This is a genomic window from Paraburkholderia sp. BR13439, assembly GCF_040948805.1.
GTDB lineage: Bacteria > Pseudomonadota > Gammaproteobacteria > Burkholderiales > Burkholderiaceae > Paraburkholderia > Paraburkholderia youngii.
The window spans coordinates 104651-121831 of the sequence record NZ_JBFPKN010000010.1; the positions used below are offsets into that span (position 1 = coordinate 104651).

The 17181-nt window shown below is 60.3% G+C and carries 14 protein-coding genes and 2 pseudogenes; 8 read left to right on the top strand and 8 right to left on the bottom strand.

Translation table 11 applies throughout. The features are described 5' to 3' along the window. Positions 1-192 precede the first annotated feature (192 nt). Genes AB3X96_RS20700 through AB3X96_RS20710 form a run of 3 tightly spaced genes read right to left on the bottom strand, consistent with a single transcriptional unit; the run spans position 193 to position 3089 of the window. Complete coding sequence (locus AB3X96_RS20700; RefSeq protein ID WP_368591152.1) at positions 193-528, bottom strand: NIPSNAP family protein; 336 nt, start codon at positions 526-528, stop codon at positions 193-195. Next, a complete protein-coding gene (locus AB3X96_RS20705) occupies positions 522-2231 on the bottom strand; it encodes an FAD-dependent oxidoreductase (protein ID WP_368591153.1) in 1710 nt (569 codons plus the stop codon). The genes AB3X96_RS20700 and AB3X96_RS20705 overlap by 7 nt, the downstream gene beginning before the upstream one ends. Positions 2232-2255: 24 nt before the next feature. Further along, positions 2256-3089, bottom strand: a complete 834-nt coding sequence (locus AB3X96_RS20710) for an SDR family NAD(P)-dependent oxidoreductase (protein ID WP_368591299.1) — start codon at positions 3087-3089, stop codon at positions 2256-2258. A gap of 112 nt (positions 3090-3201) precedes the next feature. Between AB3X96_RS20710 and AB3X96_RS20715 the strand changes: the two genes are divergently transcribed. Beyond that, the gene (locus tag AB3X96_RS20715; protein ID WP_018437509.1) at positions 3202-4107 is read left to right on the top strand and encodes a helix-turn-helix domain-containing protein; all 906 of its coding nucleotides are present in this window, start codon (positions 3202-3204) and stop codon (positions 4105-4107) included. Here the strand turns inward: AB3X96_RS20715 and benC are convergent. Both benC and AB3X96_RS20725 read right to left on the bottom strand, forming a co-directional pair. Continuing rightward, positions 4104-6677, bottom strand: a complete 2574-nt coding sequence (gene benC, locus AB3X96_RS20720) for a benzoate 1,2-dioxygenase electron transfer component BenC (RefSeq protein ID WP_368591154.1) — start codon at positions 6675-6677, stop codon at positions 4104-4106. The two genes, AB3X96_RS20715 and benC, sit on opposite strands and share 4 nt — an antisense overlap. 414 nt (positions 6678-7091) lie before the next feature. Next, positions 7092-7577 carry an SgcJ/EcaC family oxidoreductase gene (locus AB3X96_RS20725; protein WP_368591155.1) on the bottom strand — a complete coding sequence of 162 codons (486 nt, stop codon included), beginning with the start codon at positions 7575-7577 and terminating at the stop codon, positions 7092-7094. 203 nt (positions 7578-7780) lie between these two features. Here AB3X96_RS20725 and AB3X96_RS20730 point away from each other — a divergent pair, with 203 nt between their 5' ends. Together AB3X96_RS20730 and AB3X96_RS20735 are read left to right on the top strand one after the other, a co-directional pair. Continuing rightward, the gene (locus tag AB3X96_RS20730) at positions 7781-8722 is read left to right on the top strand and encodes a cation diffusion facilitator family transporter (RefSeq protein WP_368591156.1); all 942 of its coding nucleotides are present in this window, start codon (positions 7781-7783) and stop codon (positions 8720-8722) included. 130 nt (positions 8723-8852) lie between these two features. Beyond that, the gene (locus AB3X96_RS20735) at positions 8853-9164 is read left to right on the top strand and encodes a hypothetical protein (protein ID WP_368591157.1); all 312 of its coding nucleotides are present in this window, start codon (positions 8853-8855) and stop codon (positions 9162-9164) included. Positions 9165-9209: 45 nt separating this feature from the next. On the opposite strand, the gene AB3X96_RS20740 is transcribed toward AB3X96_RS20735, so the two are convergent. Both AB3X96_RS20740 and AB3X96_RS20745 read right to left on the bottom strand, forming a co-directional pair. Beyond that, positions 9210-9881 carry a SagB/ThcOx family dehydrogenase gene (locus AB3X96_RS20740; RefSeq protein WP_368591158.1) on the bottom strand — a complete coding sequence of 224 codons (672 nt, stop codon included), beginning with the start codon at positions 9879-9881 and terminating at the stop codon, positions 9210-9212. 210 nt (positions 9882-10091) lie between these two features. Continuing rightward, positions 10092-10414 (bottom strand): annotated as a pseudogene (locus tag AB3X96_RS20745) (nitrate reductase); the annotation flags it as partial. 248 nt (positions 10415-10662) lie between these two features. Between AB3X96_RS20745 and AB3X96_RS20750 the strand changes: the two are divergent. The 5 genes and pseudogenes from AB3X96_RS20750 (at position 10663) to AB3X96_RS20770 (ending at position 16198) form a co-directional block, all read left to right on the top strand. Then, positions 10663-11496: a class II glutamine amidotransferase gene (locus AB3X96_RS20750; protein WP_176120320.1), complete on the top strand. Its 834-nt coding sequence runs from the start codon at positions 10663-10665 to the stop codon at positions 11494-11496. A 96-nt stretch (positions 11497-11592) separates the two neighbouring features. Then, a complete protein-coding gene (locus tag AB3X96_RS20755; protein ID WP_368591159.1) occupies positions 11593-12204 on the top strand; it encodes a response regulator receiver protein in 612 nt (203 codons plus the stop codon). A 165-nt stretch (positions 12205-12369) separates the two neighbouring features. Continuing rightward, entirely contained in the window at positions 12370-13662 is a 1293-nt protein-coding gene (locus AB3X96_RS20760; RefSeq protein ID WP_176106323.1) for an NRAMP family divalent metal transporter, read from the top strand. Positions 13663-13876: 214 nt separating this feature from the next. Then, on the top strand, positions 13877-15238 hold the full coding sequence (locus tag AB3X96_RS20765; RefSeq protein ID WP_368591160.1) for a metallophosphoesterase: 1362 nt from the start codon (positions 13877-13879) through the stop codon (positions 15236-15238). Between the two features lie 205 nt (positions 15239-15443). Next, positions 15444-16198: pseudogene (locus AB3X96_RS20770) on the top strand (putative bifunctional diguanylate cyclase/phosphodiesterase). On the opposite strand, the gene AB3X96_RS20775 reads toward AB3X96_RS20770, so the two are convergent. Next, entirely contained in the window at positions 16179-17090 is a 912-nt protein-coding gene (locus tag AB3X96_RS20775) for a LysR family transcriptional regulator (RefSeq protein WP_368591161.1), read from the bottom strand. The pseudogene AB3X96_RS20770 and the gene AB3X96_RS20775 sit on opposite strands and share 20 nt — an antisense overlap. Between the last annotated feature and the right edge of the window lie 91 nt (positions 17091-17181).

Genomic DNA, 17181 nt, shown 5'->3' on the forward strand with positions numbered 1-17181 from the left:
ACACTTCGGAGGTCAACTGCTTACCGACGAGTTTTCTCCGGGGTTTTATGGCGCTCGGATAAGGCAGCGTTTTCTGTCAATAACGGTCAGTGGAACCTGCACTTCATCTAAGTTATACCGGGGCCCAGCCTGGACTCGTCCATTAGTAAGTCGTATACCTTATCGCTTCATTAGGCCCCAGTTGCAATGCTGTTATTTTGCGACGCCGGGCATCGATGTAGCGCGAATAAGCTGGGTCGTTTGCGCAGTAATCAGATGGCCCGACGCCGCCAGATACTTGGGAAAGTCCGGGTGCGTGTCACGGGCTCGACAACGACGCTCGTAGTCGGCCAGATCCTCATAGCCCCACAAATGGATGAACTGATTCTGTGGCCCAACCATCGAGGTCCAGAAACCCAAAGGATGGCCCAGCGTTTCGAGCAGAATCGGCATGGCCAATCGATTGAACACCTCCAGAAACTCCGGCATCTTGCGAAGTGCGATCGTGTACGTCCGGTGATCGACCAGCGGCTTTGCGAGATTTACCATGCGCCCTTCCCATTCACCTTGTCTGCAATCGTGTTGCCCGTGACGTAGCCAAACGTCATGTTCGGACCGTGGGTAATACCAGCGCCCGGATAAGCACCGCCCATCATTGACTTGCGGTCGTTACCCACTGCGTACAGACCTTCGATCTGCGAACCATCCTTACGCAGCACTTCGCCCGTGACCGCAGTTTCGATACCGTCGAACGTACCGAGGTCGCCCATCAGCACCTTGACCGCGTAGAACGGACCGTTTTGGACCGGTGCGACACACGGATTCGGCTTGTTTTCCGGGTCAGCCAGATAGCGGTTGAACGCCGTCGTGCCGCGACCGTATTGCATATCCTGGCCGACGACCGCGCCCTTGTTGTATTCAGCGACCGTCTTTTCCAGCGTGTCCGCGGTGATACCACACTGTTTCGCCAGATCACGCAGGGTCTTGCCCTTGATCAGGTAGCCCTTCTTGATCAGACCACCGGTCGGCATCGGTGCAGGCTTGACGTAGCCCAGACCGTATTTCGCCAGCGCATCCTTGTCGCAGATGAGCCACATCGCGGTTTCACGCTTGCCTTCGCATACACGCATCAGTGCTGCACCAACGTCGTGGTACGAATTTGATTCGTTGGTGAAGCGCTTGCCATTGGACAGCACACCGATAATGCCAGGCTTGTAGCGGTCCAGCAGGTGCGGGAAGACGCCGGTACAACCACCACTGAGCGGCACCTTCGACACCGGCATCCATGCGCTGGCGTCGGCATAGCCCATACCCAGTGCCGCACCAGCCTTCTCGGCCATGTTGACGCCGTCACCGGTATTGCTTTCCGGCGTCGGGCTCAAGTGGGTGCCCCCATTCTTGACGTGCGGGTAGACTTGGGCCAGTCGCTTGGGGTCGTGAGGGAAGCCGCCTGCTGCGAGCACGACACCGTGCTTTGCCACGATCTGGACTTCACCGTCCGAGCCCACAGCGCGCACGCCCGTGACCTTGCCATTTTCGGTCAGCAAACCACGAACCGGCGTCGAGGTCATGATCGGAATACCGAGCTTCAGCGCCGAGGCCGCGAGCCGTGCGGCCAGCGCATTACCACTCGTGACGTTGATGCCGCGACGATAGAGCGTCAGTTCCTTGACGTGTGTGGCCAGACGCTTTGCCACGTAGCAGAATGACTTGAAGCTCTTCGTTGCCTGAAAGAAATGCTTGAGGTCGGCATTGCTCGAATTGAACATCATGCCGATGAACGTGATCGTTTCGAGCGGCGGCTTCAGACGATTCATGTCCTTGCCGAGGCCACGAATGTCGTACGGTGCGGCCAAAATCGAGCGGCCGATATCCTGTCCACCTGGCTTATGCGGGTTGTAATCGGGATACATCGTGGGTACGAACTTCGTCTCGGTTTCCTTCTCGAAGAAGTCCACCATCTTCGCGCCGTTCTCGATGAAGCACGAGACAGCAGCGTCGTCGTAATTCTTGCCCGCTTCTTCCCGCAGGTACTGCTTGACCTTCGCTACCGAGTCTGCCTGATTCTGCTTACGGCCATAGTGGGAGAGCGGAATCCAGAGAACGCCGCCTGACAGTGCGGTTGTGCCACCGAACACTGCTTCCTTTTCCACGACCACAACATTGAGGCCGCGCTTCTTTGCAGTGATTGCCGTAGCAAGTCCGGCTGCACCGGAACCAACGACCACCAAATCGCAAGTTATCTTCGTCATGTCTGACTTCCTTGTTGTTGTTGATTACTTTGCAGGCACTGCGTTGAAACCAGGACGTGGAACCTGGTCCATGAGCATGCAGTTCAGACCGCCATCGGTGAGAATCTCTGCGCCGTTGACGTAGGCCGCGAGGTCCGAGGCCAGGAACAGTGCGGGTCCTGCCAGATCTTCCGGTTCACCGATACGACGCGAGGCCACGACTTGCGCACGACGCTCTTCGAAACCCGGCTCTTCATAGAACTTGGCCGACAGTGCAGTCCGGATCATGCCCGGGAGCACGCAGTTCGAGCGCACACCACGGGGGCCCCACTCTGCTGCCAGTTGACGCGAGAGCAGGAGCACACCTGCCTTACCCGGCGAATACGAGCCGCTATTCGTTTGCGGGTTGAGTGCTGCGATCGAAGCCACGTGAACGATGCTGCCCTTGCCTGCGGCCAGCATATCCTTGCCGAACGAACGAGCGCACAGCAGGTAGCCCGTCAGGTTCACGGACAGCGAGAGATTCCAGTCCTCGATCGAAACCGTTTCCAGCGAACCTGCGCGGAGCAAGCCCGCATTGTTGATCAGGGCGTTGACCGGACCCATCGTGGCACGCACATCGTCAGCGGCAGCGGCTACCGACTTCTCATCCGATACGTCGCAAGCGAACGGCAATGCAATCAGACCCTCATCACGCAGCGACAAGGCTACGGCCTTCGCACTTTCGAAGTTTTTATCCACGAGAGCAACGTGGGCCCCCACGCGCGCGAACGCCTGTGCGATGCCGGCACCGATACCCGAGCCTGCGCCCGTCACGACAACAATCTTGCCATTCAGGCGCAGCCCAGGCTGCGCCGGATTTTGGATTTCTTGACTCATATGGATACCCGACTTTTTGAAAAAGGTCACTTCTATAGAGACTCGCTCCGCCATTTGACACACAGGCCAAGTATGTGACAATGGAAAAACCACTCAAATAACAGGACAAACTGTGCAACAGGAGCAAAATGCGATTTCGAACTTCGTGCTCTACGGAGCGGAAAGCAATGCCCCTCATGACGATATGGTTCATTACGAGCCTATCTCACTACGTGCCAGTCTTTTCGACTTCGAAATCAAGCCTCACGTCCACCGTGCCCTCATCCAGGTTCTATACATCACCCACGGTGGTGGAGAGACCTCGATTGACGGCAGGACCTGGACATTTCAGGCCCCCTGTCTCATCGCGGTCCCTGCACAATCGGTGCATAACTTCCACTTCGCGAACGACATTGAGGGACACGTTGTTACGGCGGCTCAGCCAGCACTCGAATCCGTGATCATGGCCTTGGCCCCAGATCTACTGGAATTCGTTCGAACTCCGGCAGTTCTGTCGGGAATACTCAACCTTGACAAGGGCACCCCGCTAGAGACCGTTTTTCAATCGATCCGACAAGAGACGCTGGTAGACGCGCGTTGGCAGCTCGCTGCGGGTGCTGCACGGATGATCGCTTTATTCGTTAAGGTTGGACGTCTTAGCGAAAGTGCGAAACTGGCTGCAAATCCCGAGCAACGAACACTGGCCGACAGAATTGAAAAATTCCGCGCCCTACTCGACAAGCACTGTCGGGAACGTCGGGCAGTCGGTGAGTACGCGAAAGACATGGGCGTAACCACCGGCCAACTTTCCCGAATCTGCCATGCTGCATTTGGTACTTCAGCGATCGAGGCTATCGACGCACGTTCTATCCATGAAGCGAAACGACTACTCGGCTATTCAACGATGAGCGTGAAGCAAATCGCCAACGAACTAGGATTCCAGGATGAAGCCTACTTCGGCCGTTTCTTCCGCAAACAAGTGGGAGAACGGCCAACCGAGTATCGTTCTACTGCCCAGGAGCGATTCCTGCTGGGTTAGCGCCCCGTGAGCTTGACAAACAGGTGCTCCGGTCCCGAGTTCGTCAAGTTGTTGCCACGCACGTACTTGATTTCCTTCGTGGCATCGAGCGAGATCGAACCCACTTTCTGTGCCAGCGCACGCACCGACAGCAGCGTCTCCAGCTTCGCCAGCGGCATACCCAAGCATTTGTGCATCCCGTTTCCGAAGCCCATGTGTGCTTCGTTATCGCGGTCGATGTTGAACGTCTCACCGTCCGGGAACTTGCGCGAGTCACGGTTGGCCGAGGACAGCAGCAGTCGGATGATCGAACCCTTCGGGATATGAACGCCGGCGACCGTCGTATCAGCGGTCGTCACGCGGGACACGCGTTGAACGGTGCCACGATAGCGTGCCGTCTCTTCCACGAACTTCTCGCAGTCGTCCATGTTGGCGCGCAGTCGTTCGAGGTGGTGCGGCTGCTCGGCCATCATACGGAACGCGTTGGCCACCAGGATCGTCGTCGTGTCGTGACCGGCGATGAACACGAACGAGCACAGCTCCTTTGCCTCTTTCTCGCTGAGCAGCCCGTCCCTCCACATGCGTGCGATGTGCGCGCCAATCGACTGGCTGTCCGTCTCCATGAGCTTCAGCATTTGGACGCGGAGGTATTCCCAAAAATCGTTAGCACTCTGCTCATCGGTACCGGTGCCCAGCGCGTTACGTGCAATACGTCCGAAGTACGAGAAGGTTTCGTCCGACCAGAACTTCATCTTCTCTTCGTCTTCTGCCGGAACATCCAGCATGGCCGAAATCGTGCGAATCGACAGCGGAATCGAGAAGTCCTGAACCACGTCGCCACCGCCCTTGGCGATCATCGCATCCAGCAGTTCGTTGGCACGTGCGGTCACCGCTTCAACAAACGGATCGATTGCCAGCGGCGTAAACGACGGTTGCAGAATCGTGCGCAGACGCGAGTGTGCTTCACCGTCAAACAGCGTGAGGAACGTGAGCGGCACCGGCTTCACCACTTCCGACGAGAACAGCTTCGTGTTACGGACGGCCTTGAACACGTCTTCGTAACGCGAGAGGAACCAGACGTCGGACGTCGTGGACTGGCAGCGCAGAACCGGTGCGTTTTCACGCATCCACTGGTAGTGTGCGTAGGGGTCGCCCTGCGAACCGTCGTCAACGACCTTGAACGGCTCCATACCCTCGGGCCACTTCAATTCATGCGAGTATGTGGGGAGCGCCGTCGCCGGCGCCTGGTCGATCATCGCGTGGAACGGGCAACCACCGGCCTTGGCTTCTTCAGCCAGAGCCGACATAGCCCCGGAATCATGCTTCACGTGCTTGGCCAGCGCCTTCATCACGAAATCGTCTTGTGCGAATTCTGCGTACAGCTTGACCAGTTGATCATCGCCCGTTGCTTGAACCAGCGCCTTCTGTGCCGCAGCGAAGGCCCCGAACTTGTGGATCTGATCTGCGTTCAGGCGACCGAGCAGCAAGCCCAGTTCGAGAGCCCTGGCCGCGTCAGAGGACGAAACGGGCGCATCCACCACTTGCGATACGACTACAGAAGCCGCAGCCGGAGCAGCAGCTTGTGCGGGCGCCGCCGTAGCGAATTTTTCATAATGGAAACTCGTGGGATTCACGTTCTGGTCCTTGAGATACTTGCTTACTGCATCGACCATCGCGGGCGGCCCGCACAGGTAGATGTCGACTTCGCCGTCATTGAGGTGAGCGGCCTCGATGTGATCGGTGACCCAACCCTTACGCGGGTGAGCACTCGTCTTGTCCGCGATAACCGTTGCGTACGTGAAACCGGGGATCAGCTTCGCGTATCTTTCGAGTTGATCAACGCACACCAGATCGTTGTCCGTATTCACGCCCAGAATCAGGTGAATCGGATACTTGCTGCCGCCGCTCTTCAGGACCTCGTCAAGCATCGACAGGAACGGTGCGAGCCCCGTGCCACCGGCCAGCATCAGAACCGGACGTCCGATTTCACGCAGATAGAAACCGCCGTATGGACCCTTGAACTCGAGCGCAGCACCGACCTTCGCCTTCTCGGCCAGCCAGGTGGACATCAGGCCTTGCGGCACATTGCGCACCAGGAACGAGACGTCACGGTCTTGGGTCCCCGAGGAGAATGAGTAGCTGCGGGTCTGATCCGTGCCCGGAACCGTCACGTTCACGTATTGACCGGCCTTGAATTCGAGACCAACACGGTCTTCGAGTTGGGCGGCGAATGCAATGGTGCTTTCCGAAACGCGCTCGATCGACGTCAGACGGCCTTGGTGCATGCGAGCGCTCTTGCCCGTCGAGCTCGACGCGATCTGGATCACGCAGTCCGACTTCGGGCTCATCTGGCAGGTCAGGACTTTGCGCTGGGCCAGCTCTTCCGCGCTGATGGCTTCATCCGTGCAGTCACCCGTCGTGTATTCGCCGAATTCGCATACGGCCTTGCAGGTACCGCACACGCCGTCACGGCAATCGAGGGGAATATTGAGTTTGGCGCGAATCGCGGCGTCGGTAATGCGCTCGCCCTCTTCGCAGTCGATAAGCCGAGTTACGCCGTCTTCAAAATTGAGGGTGATCTGATAGACCATAGTGCGCTCCGTGTGCTGAACCGAACGGTCAGACTGTTTTTAGTAGACGCACTGTAGGGCCAAATTGTCACATGCTCAACGGACAGACCCTCTATTTAGCAGGACAAAACCTGCATCCAGGGAAAGGGGGAATGTAAGACGAAAAAGCCACCGAAAGGTGTAATGCAGTGTCCGCGCGAGGGGATTTTGAGCCACGGGCCGATTGAATTTTGAGCGGGGGTGGAGATGCGCTTCGTATAGAGCCGTGAAGCAGTGTAATTTTCTTGCGATTTTTCAGGAAGTTGCTGCAGCGCTATTCACTTGTTTCGGTCGCCGATCCCGTTGCCGCTGTAGCGCAAGATCACTCCGACAGCGGCCTTGACTCCGCTGCCGGGCATCTGTCGATATGAAGCCCGCAAGCGGCCCGTCGTCACGCTATGGAGCGGGCCGAATGGGCGTGTTCTGCCCTGCCGCGACCCACCACACTCCGTCCCGGCGCACCAGTACGTAAAGGGCCATCTCGGAGAACGACGCCGCGAGGTCATGGGACGGTTCCGCCACGTGTCCGTCCGGGCCGAGCGCTACGCGCCGAACTTGCGCGACCGCCACGTCCGGAGCCGGCGCAAGAACACCGACGATCTCGAAGCGGGAAGCATTGCCACCCTTTCCCGATCGCTTCAAGCGGGCATGGATCGGATGCAGTTCCGCGTAGCCACGAACAGATGCACCGAACGGGCTGCCCCAGATGATGTCCGCGGCAAAGTGGCGGTTCGACAGGTCCGCGTCATGCTGGTCCCAGCCGGCCTGGAGTTCCTCGACGAAGCGCGCGACCGCGTCGCTTGCCTGCCGTGTTGCGGATGCGTCGGCACTCAGTGCCGGCCGGTTCGGTTGATCGCCGGCAGTCGTCGCGTGGGAAGTCATGTTGCGTCTCCGTTCGTCAGGTTCCTCAATAGAGGTGACAGAGGGTCGATGGGAATGTTCCAGCTCGCACACTGCAACGGACGCCTGATCGGTTGGACTCTCTTGTAGTCGACAGGCGTCTCGCGTCTCGAGGTCTGCTTTTTGCTGTTCAATCTCCAAGGTCGGGAATCGCCCGTTTTCGATTTGAACAAGGAGATAGGGTCATGAGGGCCGGGTCCGGGCGGCCCATATCATCTGCGCCACGGGCGGTCTACTACGCCCTCGCATCGAATATCGCCGTCGCCGTGTGCAAGTTCGCCGTCGCGTTCTACACCAACTCGGGGGCCGCACTCGCCGAAGCCGTACACTCCAGCGCCGACTGTCTGAACCAGGTTGCGCTGCTCGTCGGTCACCGCGCCGCGCGAGCCGAGCCCGACGAGCAACATCCGCTCGGCTTCGGACGCGCGACCTATGTCTATGCAATGCTGGTGGCGATGCAGCTTTTCATCTTTGGCGGCGTTGTGTCGATGGTGATCGGCGGCTTTCGAGCAATCCATCACTCACGGCTCGAACAGCCCTTGCTCGCGATCGGCGTGTTGTGCGTGTCCGGCGTGATCGAGGCAGTGGCTCTCCGAGCCTCCATTCGCACGATCGAGCCCCGGCATCGCGCCGGCGGGCTACTGAACTGGTTCAAGGAAAGCGGCAGGCCGTCCGTGATGCTCGCGGTCAGCGAGGATGCCGCCGCGGTAACGGGCGTGCTCGTCTCCCTGATCGCGATCGGCATTACGGTTCTCACCGGCAATCCGCTTTACGATGCGCTCGGCAGTGTCGGCGTCGGCATCGTGCTGATGGCCACGGCGTTGTTCTCGATGCGCGAGATCCAATCGCTTCTCGTGGGTGAATCGGCGCACCAGCGCATACGCCAGGAGATGCGCGCGTGGCTCAGCGAGCGCCGCGAAGTCCGTCGCATCGTCAGTCTGATCGCCTTGAAGTGGTCGGAGGATCTGGTGATTGCGATTCAGGCCGAACTCGAACCGCACGACAATGCAAACGAGATGGTGCGCACGATCGACCGCATCGAGCACGAATTGAAGGAGCGCTTTCCAACCGCTCGATGGATATTCTTCGAGCCCGAATTGCGAGAACATGGCCGAGCCCCGCTCTAGCAACGATGCACAGCACCGGCGACACGTGGCGCGCCGCTTGCTTGACATGTAGATGCGGGCGAGATGGGGATGGTTTGTTCCCCAATGAACGGCTCGGTCAGGCCGACCCGGGATACGGCTGAGGGTGGCAATGGATAGCTTGCAGTGTGAGTACGACGATTGCGTGGTGCTGGTTCGCGCACTTCGGAACTGGATTGACCGCCACTGGCCTATCGACCGCGCGCGCGTCAAGGCCGAGATCGGGCAGCTCATCGACATGGTGGAACGGGCTGGACCGCGCGACGCAATGTTTCACGGTCGTCTCGATGCGGCGCGCTCGCTGATCGTGCTCGGGCGATTGACGGACGCGCTGGACTGTGTCGATACGCTACTGCCGGTCGTGCAACAAGGCGAGTGCAGCCCCAGGCGTTGGCCGATTGCCGCCCGACGCTGGAGACCGTAAAACTCGCGAAGGTTTGATCGAACTGATCGTGCCTCTCCGAATGGCTCAGGCCGGATAGCCTACCGGGATCAGATAGAGGACGGTCTCACCGTGAGGCAGCCCGAGCTTGCGCGCCGCCGGAGCCCCGTCGACGGCGCCCACGGGCACGGCGACGAGTCCCAGCGTGACGATCTGCAGCAGCATGTTCTGGGTCGAATGCCCGACCTCGAGATCGGCATACAGATTGGCTCTCCCGCCATATCTCGCGGTGAGCCTGCTGGGGTCGGCGGCCACCACGAGCAAGGCCGGGGCCGCCTCGACCGACGCCTGGTTGACCGCAAGCGCTCGCAGTGCGGGGCGCAGGTCGTGGCTGGCGCGCTTCTCGGCCCGATGGCCTTCCGGCAGATAGTGCATCACCTCCGTGGCGGTCACCACGTAAAGTTCGAGCGCATACAAAGCGCCGGCCGCCGGAGCCGCGCGCTTACCGTCCGAGCTCGTGATGCCCTGCCCCGCCCACATCAATTGGCCGATGACTTCGACGGGCAGCGGCTTCGACGCGAATCGGCGCACGGACCTGCGCTTCGCGATGGCTTCCTCGAGGGACACCGTGCCTGTGAGGTTGGGCTTGGGCAACTCGATCTGATCGGTGAATTTCGCCTGGGCGCCCTGCGCCAGGCTGGTAGAACCCTCGGCGAGCGCGCCTGCGGCCAGAGCAACCAACAGTTCACGGCGTTTCATCGGGCACCTCCGTCAGCAAAAAAGCAGGCTGGCTGGCAGAGCCTGCAGCCTGCGCGAATCTCAGTGCTGCGCGTTGGCGAACACGGCTAGGCCACGGAACCCGCGACCGGTGTACGCCGCACTTCCGACAGATAGATCAAGATCAGCGAAACCCAGACGATCCCGTACAGGAACATGAAGCAGATGGAACGCACCCTGAAAAAATCCAGCAGGATGCCGAAGATAATCGGCAGCAGGAATCCGCCAAGGCCCCCTGCAAGCCCGACGATCCCGGCCATATCGGGCCGGGTGCGCGGATAGTCCGTCTGCTGCGTTTCCCACGTGACGATGCCGCCCTTCACATAGATCTTCCATGAGCAGGACCCCGTGCAGTTCACTCCATCAGTGGAACGAACTATCTTGTCGTGCTGCTGCCAGCGTTTGCGGTAAGCGTCCTCCCATTGCCGGTCTTCATCTGTGACAGCACCGTGACCATCCGAAAACTGCGGACGGGGGGCCGTAAAGTAACGTAACCTGTCCAGCAAATGGCTCATGTGCGTCCTGCCTCTATCGGATTAGGTCGGCGCGAGGTCGCGAAAGGGATTTGAAACGGACAAACTGCGGATGACGTCCGCTTCGTGCATGGAGGGCTGCCTTGATGCCCGGCACGGACGCACCTTAGCGCGCAACGTCTTTGTCTATGGTGACATGCATCAAGTCTCCCTCAATCGGACTTTGGTCCTACAAACGCCGCCCGTGCGGTGGTGTAGGTTTGTCATGCGCAACCGACAGGAGGCCAATCATGTGCCGCTGGCTCGCTTATACCGGCAATCCGCTTCAGCTCGAAACCGTGCTGTTCAACGCCCGGCATTCGCTGATCGATCAGAGCATGCATTCGCGGCTCGGCGCCACCACCACCAATGGCGACGGCTTCGGGATCGGCTGGTATGGCCATCCCACCGACATTCCGTTTCGCTACCGCTGCATTCAGCCCGCATGGAGCGATCGCAATCTACGCGAGGCCGCCCGGGCGATCCATTCGCCGCTATTCGTTGCTCATATACGCGCGGCGACCGACACGCCGTCGCAGGAAACCAACTGTCATCCGTTTCGCCACGGCCGCTGGCTGTTCGCGCACAACGGGCTGGTGCGCAACTACCCGAAGGTCCGCCGCGATCTGATGGTGCAGATCGACCCCGATCTGTTCCCGTCCATCGAGGGCTCGACCGATTCCGAGGTGCTGTTTTTTCTGGCGCTGACTTTCGGGCTGGAGCTCACGCCCGTCACCGCGCTCGAGCGGATGGTCGGCTTCGTCGAAGCCACCGGCCGCCGGCATGGCGTCGATGAACCGCTGAACATGACCGTGTGCGCGACCGACGGCGAGCAGATCATCGCGGTCCGTTATTCGAGCGAAGGCCAGTCGCGCTCGCTGTTTCACAGCACGTCGTTCCGCCATCTGCGCGAGTTGTATCCCGACGACGAGCGCATCAGGACGGCCGGCGAGAATGCGTTCCTCGTGCTGTCCGAGCCGCTCTCGGACTTGCCGGGCATCTGGGAGGAAATTCCCGAGAGCACGGCGGTGGTCGCACGCGGCGGCGAGATCGAGCAGTATGCGTTCAAGCCGCGAATGGACTGAGCCGCGCCTGGAATTTTGCGCCCTGCCGCCCTATGCTGCGGGAATGAGCAAGGTCTACGGCACAAAACGTGCGTACCGGCTCGGGAGAAACGCGGCGTGTCATCTTCGAATCCGGGACCGACGGCAGAAGACAAGCTCGCCTTCTGCGTTGCCTGCACCGCACTGGACCAGGCAACTCGCGTTCTGCAACAGCTGAGAAGTAACCCGGCAACATCGCTGAATGCGCTGTCGAAAGCGCAGCGCCACTACGAAATGACCCGGGTGCAATGGCAGCGCTGTCAGTGGCAACTGCGGGCCGCGACGGCCCACGCAGTGAAAAGACCATCACAATGCATCGGCGCGGTCGTCATCGTTGGAGACGACAAGGCGGTCCGGGATTCTCTGCGGGTTCTGCTCAATGTAAAGGGATATGGGCGCTCCAAAGCGCTCGGTTTCGACCATTGGCATGAAATATGGCTAGAGCCGTCGCGCCAATTGATCATCCTCGACGTTCCCGTCAATTCGATTACGACAGCGTTGTGGTTCGCGGAGAGCTTCGATACGAGCATCGATAAGCCGCACATCATTGCGGTGGCGCGGCCGGAAGACGCGGCCAGTTTCGCTGGCAAGGTCGATGCCGTCGTTGCCAAGCCCATCGTGCTCGAAGAACTGCTTTACGCAATCGACTTGATCCAGTTGCAGACGAAGGCTCCAGCGCATCATGGGTGACCGTATCCGTCGGCACGGCCCCAGGTTCATTCCTACCCTATAGAAGCTCGCATTCCGCGCACTTTCACCGAAGCCGCGCTTCGCATCTGCTCGACGAAGCCGCGCAACGCCGCCCCGAACACCCCGGGCCCGCAATTTGCTAAATGTGGCGGCGAGGTGACATATATGAACGACGATAAATTGATCGAGCCGGAATCCGCCGTACGCGATCCCGTCGAGCGATCCTGGATCAGACGCCTGGGCCCCGGCCTGATCACGGGCGCGGCCGACGACGATCCATCCGGCATCGGCACTTATTCGCAGGCCGGCGCGCAGTTCGGGTTCAACCTTCTGTGGGTGATCCTGATCACGTATCCGTTGATGACCGCAATCCAGCTGGTGAGCGCGCAGATTGGCCGGGTGACCGGCAAGGGCCTCGCGTCGAACATCCGCGCGCATTATCCGGCGTGGCTGCTGTACGGCGCGGTTGCCCTGCTCGTCGTGGCAAACGTGATCAACATCGCCGCAGACCTATCGGCGATGGGCGCCGCGGCCGGACTGCTGCTGCCAGGTCCGCAGCACCTTTATGTCGTCGGCCTCGGGACGTTCTCGGTCATCCTGCAGATTTTTGTCCCATACGATAGCTATGCGCGGATTCTGAAGTGGACCGCCGTATCGCTTCTTGCGTACGTCGCGGTCGCTCTCATCGTGCCGATCCCTTGGGGCGAAGTCGCGCGCGCGATTGTGTTGCCGCGCATCTCGCTGACGTCGGACTATCTGACCATGATCGTCGCGGTGCTGGGTACGACGATCAGTCCGTATCTATTCTTCTGGCAGGCGTCGCAGGAAGTCGAAGAAATGCGCTCGGCACCTGAACAGGCGCCGCTGCGCCGCGTGCCGCACCAGGCGCCGGCGCAGTTGCGAAGAATCCGCTTCGACACGTGGGTCGGCATGGGGGTGTCGAACTTCGTTGCATTTTTCATCATGTTGACTGCGGCGGCTACGCTGCATCTGCACCACATCGAAGTAAAAACCTCGGCCGATGCCGCGCGAGCGCTCGAGCCGTTTGCCGGGCGTTTTGCTTACGTACTGTTTGCGCTCGGCATCATCGGCACCGGCCTGCTCGCACTGCCGGTTCTCGCCGGCTCGGCCGCCTACGCCGCCGCGGGCAGCTTTCGCTGGCGCAGCAGTCTGGCGTTGCATCTGACGCTCGCGCGCGAATTTTATGCGGTGATCGCACTGGCCATCGTCGGCGGTGTGGCTATCACCTTCATGCATTTCGACCCGATCCGCGCGCTGTACTGGAGCGCGGTGATCAATGGCGTTACCGCGGTGCCGATCATGGTCGTCATGATGCTGATCGCGCGAAGTCGGCGGGTCATGGGACAGTTCGCCGTCAAGGGCGTGCTGGCGTGGGGAGGATGGCTCGCAACGCTCGCGATGGCGCTGGCGGCGGTTGGCGTGTTCGTGCCGTCGTAACCAGACGCGTGTTCACCACGAACCCGGCTTTCGTACGGGAAAACCATGCTTAGCAATTCGCGCCATACGGGTTGCGCAACGGCAACCGCATCTGAACTTCCTGGTTATACGTTCGTCTGAACGGTGCATCTGGCCATCGACAGTGCCGTCACATGCTGACGGTTTGCCGACAACCGCGTGGCCGCTCCCGTTCCACGACCAAGGAGGATTGCACATGCCGAAGAAGCGTTCAGACGAATCGTCACCCTCACGCGGCAACCGCAGCGGCAGGATTCTCGCCGCGCCGGTTTTCTCGCAGCCGCAGCCCACGCCGGACCCGCAAACTTTCGTGGTCAGGCATGCATCCGATACCGCGGCCTACAAGGTCATCGACGAACTGAACCGCGAGCACAAGCTGAAGGCGCTGCCGTTTCCGCCGCCGCGCGGCGGCACCGAGCCCCGGCTGACGTTTGCGGAGGTGGTGAACAACAACCAGCAGCTCATCGATACGATTAGCCAGAGTGGACAGATCGTCTTTCACGCCACCGGCGATTGCGGCAGTACGAAGGGTCCGGCCACCCAGAACGAAGTCGCGGACAAGATGGTCAGCGACTTCGACGAAACCGATCCCGCCGAGGTGCCGCAATTCAACTTTCTGCTGGGCGACATCGTCTACAGCTTTGGCGAGGCGCAGTACTACTACGATCAGTTCTATGAGCCGTACCGCAACTACCATGCGCCGATTCTCGCCGCTGCCGGCAACCACGACGGAATGGTTTCGCCGTTGAAGCATGAGAAAAGCCTGCAGGCGTTTCTGAGGAACTTCTGCTCCGACTGCTTCCAAGTCTCTCCCGACGCGGGCCACCTTTCACGGACCGCGCAAATTCAGCCAGGCGTTTTCTTCACTTTCGAGGCGCCGTTCGTGCGCATCATCGCGTTGTACAGCAATACGCTCGAGGACCCCGGTGTGATCGCGGACCGTGACATCGGCAACAGTCAGCTGAAGTTCCTGAAAGCGGCGTTATTGCGGGTGAAGAAAGAGAACTATCGAGGCGCGCTGCTGTTCGCGCATCACCATCCGCCGTATGTGGCGCGCGGGCGTCACGGCTGGAGCGTGGAAATGCAACAGCAGATCGACACGGTTTGCGATGAGGTCGGGATCTGGCCGCATGCGGACCTCGCGGGACACGCGCACAACTATCAGCGCTTTACGCGAACCCGTTCCGATGGCACCCACATCCCTTACATCGTTTGTGGCAACGGCGGTCACGCGGTGCAGCAGCTCACCACCAACGGACAGCCGCCCCTTCGCGCGCCGCAGCTGATCCAGGCCGCGTCGAAAGACACCGATGCGGTCGTCCTTGAAAGCTACGACGACCGCAACTTCGGCTATTTACGGCTCGTCGCCAACGCGAAGCAGTTGCGCATCGAATACCATCCCGCGGTCGACGGCCCCAACACGAAAACCCCCGACGATCAGGTGACCATCGATCTGGCCACCCGGCAGGTCGCGCACTATGTCGCTCGCGACTCGGGCATACCCGCTCTTGCGGAGCGCATTCGTCAATTCGCGCGGGTCCAGCCTCGCGAAGACTGACAGGTGCGCAACTCGCCTCGATCCGATGCGATCCGCGGCTCCCGCTGGTTTTCCCGCATTAAAGATCCGACTACCGGGTTGAGCGACGGCTCGAACGCTGCGAGCCGCCTCACTTTTACGATTACGGTAGATCTTCGCGAATCTTGTGCTCGGAGATTTCGAGCTGGAGTGCCATCTGCCCACGGCGCTGGCGTCGAACCAATTCGTGCTGCATTTCCAGGGTATTCACGAGCCAGCCTCTCTGGCGGTGAAAGGCGTCGAAGCACTGGTTCGATGGAACCATCCAGCGCGAGGTCCGGTGGGTCCGGCAGCTTCATCCCGATCCTGGAGGAAAGCGGGTTCATCGTCGAAGTCGGCGCATGGGTCATGGACGCGGCCCTTGCTCAACTGGCCGTCTGGCAGGCCGCCGGCAAAAAAGAGCTGTCGATGTCGGTGAACGTGTCCGCGCGTCAGCTGCGGGATGACTCGCTGGTCGCGATAGTCGACCAGGCGCTGCGAAAACGCCGGGTGCCGCCGCACTGCCTGCAGATCGAACTGACCGAAAGCGCGTTGATGGAAAACCCCTCACTCGCGCAGGCAACGTTGATGGCGCTCAAGCGCCTGGGCGTGCGCATCGCCATCGACGACTTCGGAACCGGATACTCGAGCCTGCGCTATCTGGCCGATTTTTCGCCGGACATCGTCAAGATCGACCGCTCGTTCACGGCCAGGCTGGGTCGCGACTCGGCGGCCGCGTCGATCGTCCGGGGCAGCATTCAGATGTCGCACGAACTCGGCATCAAAGTGACGGCCGAAGGCGTCGAAACGAATCAACAGTGGCATGCGCTGCGCGACGCAGGCTGCGACTTCGTGCAAGGGTTCTTTTTGACGAAGCCGATGAAGGCGGAGAATCTGGTTCAGCGCGAATACTCTGTGCCCTCATCAGCAGCAGCCGGGGCAACTAGCTTCTGCTCCCATTGAGAAACAGATCCGCGACGACCGAGCGCAGCCAGCGATTGCCGGCTTCGTGATGGTATTTCGCGTGCCAGTGCTGGCGCACCGCGAATTTGTCCACCGGGAAAGGACACGAATGGACCACGACATCATTCGCCCGCGCCAGCGTCTCGCCAATGTGGCGGGGCAAGGTAGCAATCAGATCGGTCGACTTGATGATCGATCCTAGTCCGAGGAAGCCGGGCAATTCGAGCACGACGTCGCGTTCGATGTTCTCGCGCAATAACGCCTGTTCGAGCAGTTGCCCGCCCGTGCCAGCCGCAATGACGACATGCCCCTCGCTGCGGTATTGCTTCAGACTCAGCCGCGCACGCACGCGAGGATGATTGCGGTTGGCAAGGCATACCCAGTCCTGCATATAAAGCTGTTGCTGGTACATACCGCCCCCCAGCCAGGGCACGTGCCCGATCGCAAGATCCGCCTCGCCGGATTCGAGCGCCCGCTCCGTATTGCCGTCGATCCTTGCCGCTTCGAGCCGAACGCCTGGCGCCTGCGCCCGCAAATGCGCCAACATTCGCGGCAGCAGCGTAATGTGGCTCGCGTCCGTCATGCAGATTCGAAACCGTCGTTTGGCCGTGGCGGGATCGAACGATATCTCCCACGCAGCGAACCGGCGCAGCGACTCGAGAATTTCCCTGCACGGTCCGATCAACGCGTCAGCCTGCGGAGTGGGCGTCATACCGCCCGGCGTGCGAACGAATAACGGGTCCTGCAAATGCTCGCGCAAGCGACCCAACCAGATGCTGACCGTCGGCTGACTTTGCCCGAGTTGCTCAGCGGCGCGCGTGACACTTCGCACATCGTAAAGCAGGTCGAAAAGCTGAAGCAGCTTGAGGTCCGGAAGCTCAGTGGTACTCATGGCGGTATTGTCATTTGCAATATCGCCATTGTATCCATTGCGCTATGCCCATGAACGAGCCTCCGTAACCTGGGCCTCCTCGCCCCACCGC

Coding starts and splice junctions, on each gene's coding strand:
- AB3X96_RS20700 (WP_368591152.1), bottom strand. CDS start 528: ATGGTAAATCTCGCAAAGCCGCTGGTCGATCACCGGACGTACACGATC.
- AB3X96_RS20705 (WP_368591153.1), bottom strand. CDS start 2,231: ATGACGAAGATAACTTGCGATTTGGTGGTCGTTGGTTCCGGTGCAGCC.
- AB3X96_RS20710 (WP_368591299.1), bottom strand. CDS start 3,089: ATGAGTCAAGAAATCCAAAATCCGGCGCAGCCTGGGCTGCGCCTGAAT.
- benC (WP_368591154.1), bottom strand. CDS start 6,677: ATGGTCTATCAGATCACCCTCAATTTTGAAGACGGCGTAACTCGGCTT.
- AB3X96_RS20725 (WP_368591155.1), bottom strand. CDS start 7,577: ATGACTTCCCACGCGACGACTGCCGGCGATCAACCGAACCGGCCGGCA.
- AB3X96_RS20730 (WP_368591156.1), top strand. CDS start 7,781: ATGAGGGCCGGGTCCGGGCGGCCCATATCATCTGCGCCACGGGCGGTC.
- AB3X96_RS20735 (WP_368591157.1), top strand. CDS start 8,853: ATGGATAGCTTGCAGTGTGAGTACGACGATTGCGTGGTGCTGGTTCGC.
- AB3X96_RS20740 (WP_368591158.1), bottom strand. CDS start 9,881: ATGAAACGCCGTGAACTGTTGGTTGCTCTGGCCGCAGGCGCGCTCGCC.
- AB3X96_RS20750 (WP_176120320.1), top strand. CDS start 10,663: ATGTGCCGCTGGCTCGCTTATACCGGCAATCCGCTTCAGCTCGAAACC.
- AB3X96_RS20760 (WP_176106323.1), top strand. CDS start 12,370: ATGAACGACGATAAATTGATCGAGCCGGAATCCGCCGTACGCGATCCC.
- AB3X96_RS20765 (WP_368591160.1), top strand. CDS start 13,877: ATGCCGAAGAAGCGTTCAGACGAATCGTCACCCTCACGCGGCAACCGC.
- AB3X96_RS20775 (WP_368591161.1), bottom strand. CDS start 17,090: ATGAGTACCACTGAGCTTCCGGACCTCAAGCTGCTTCAGCTTTTCGAC.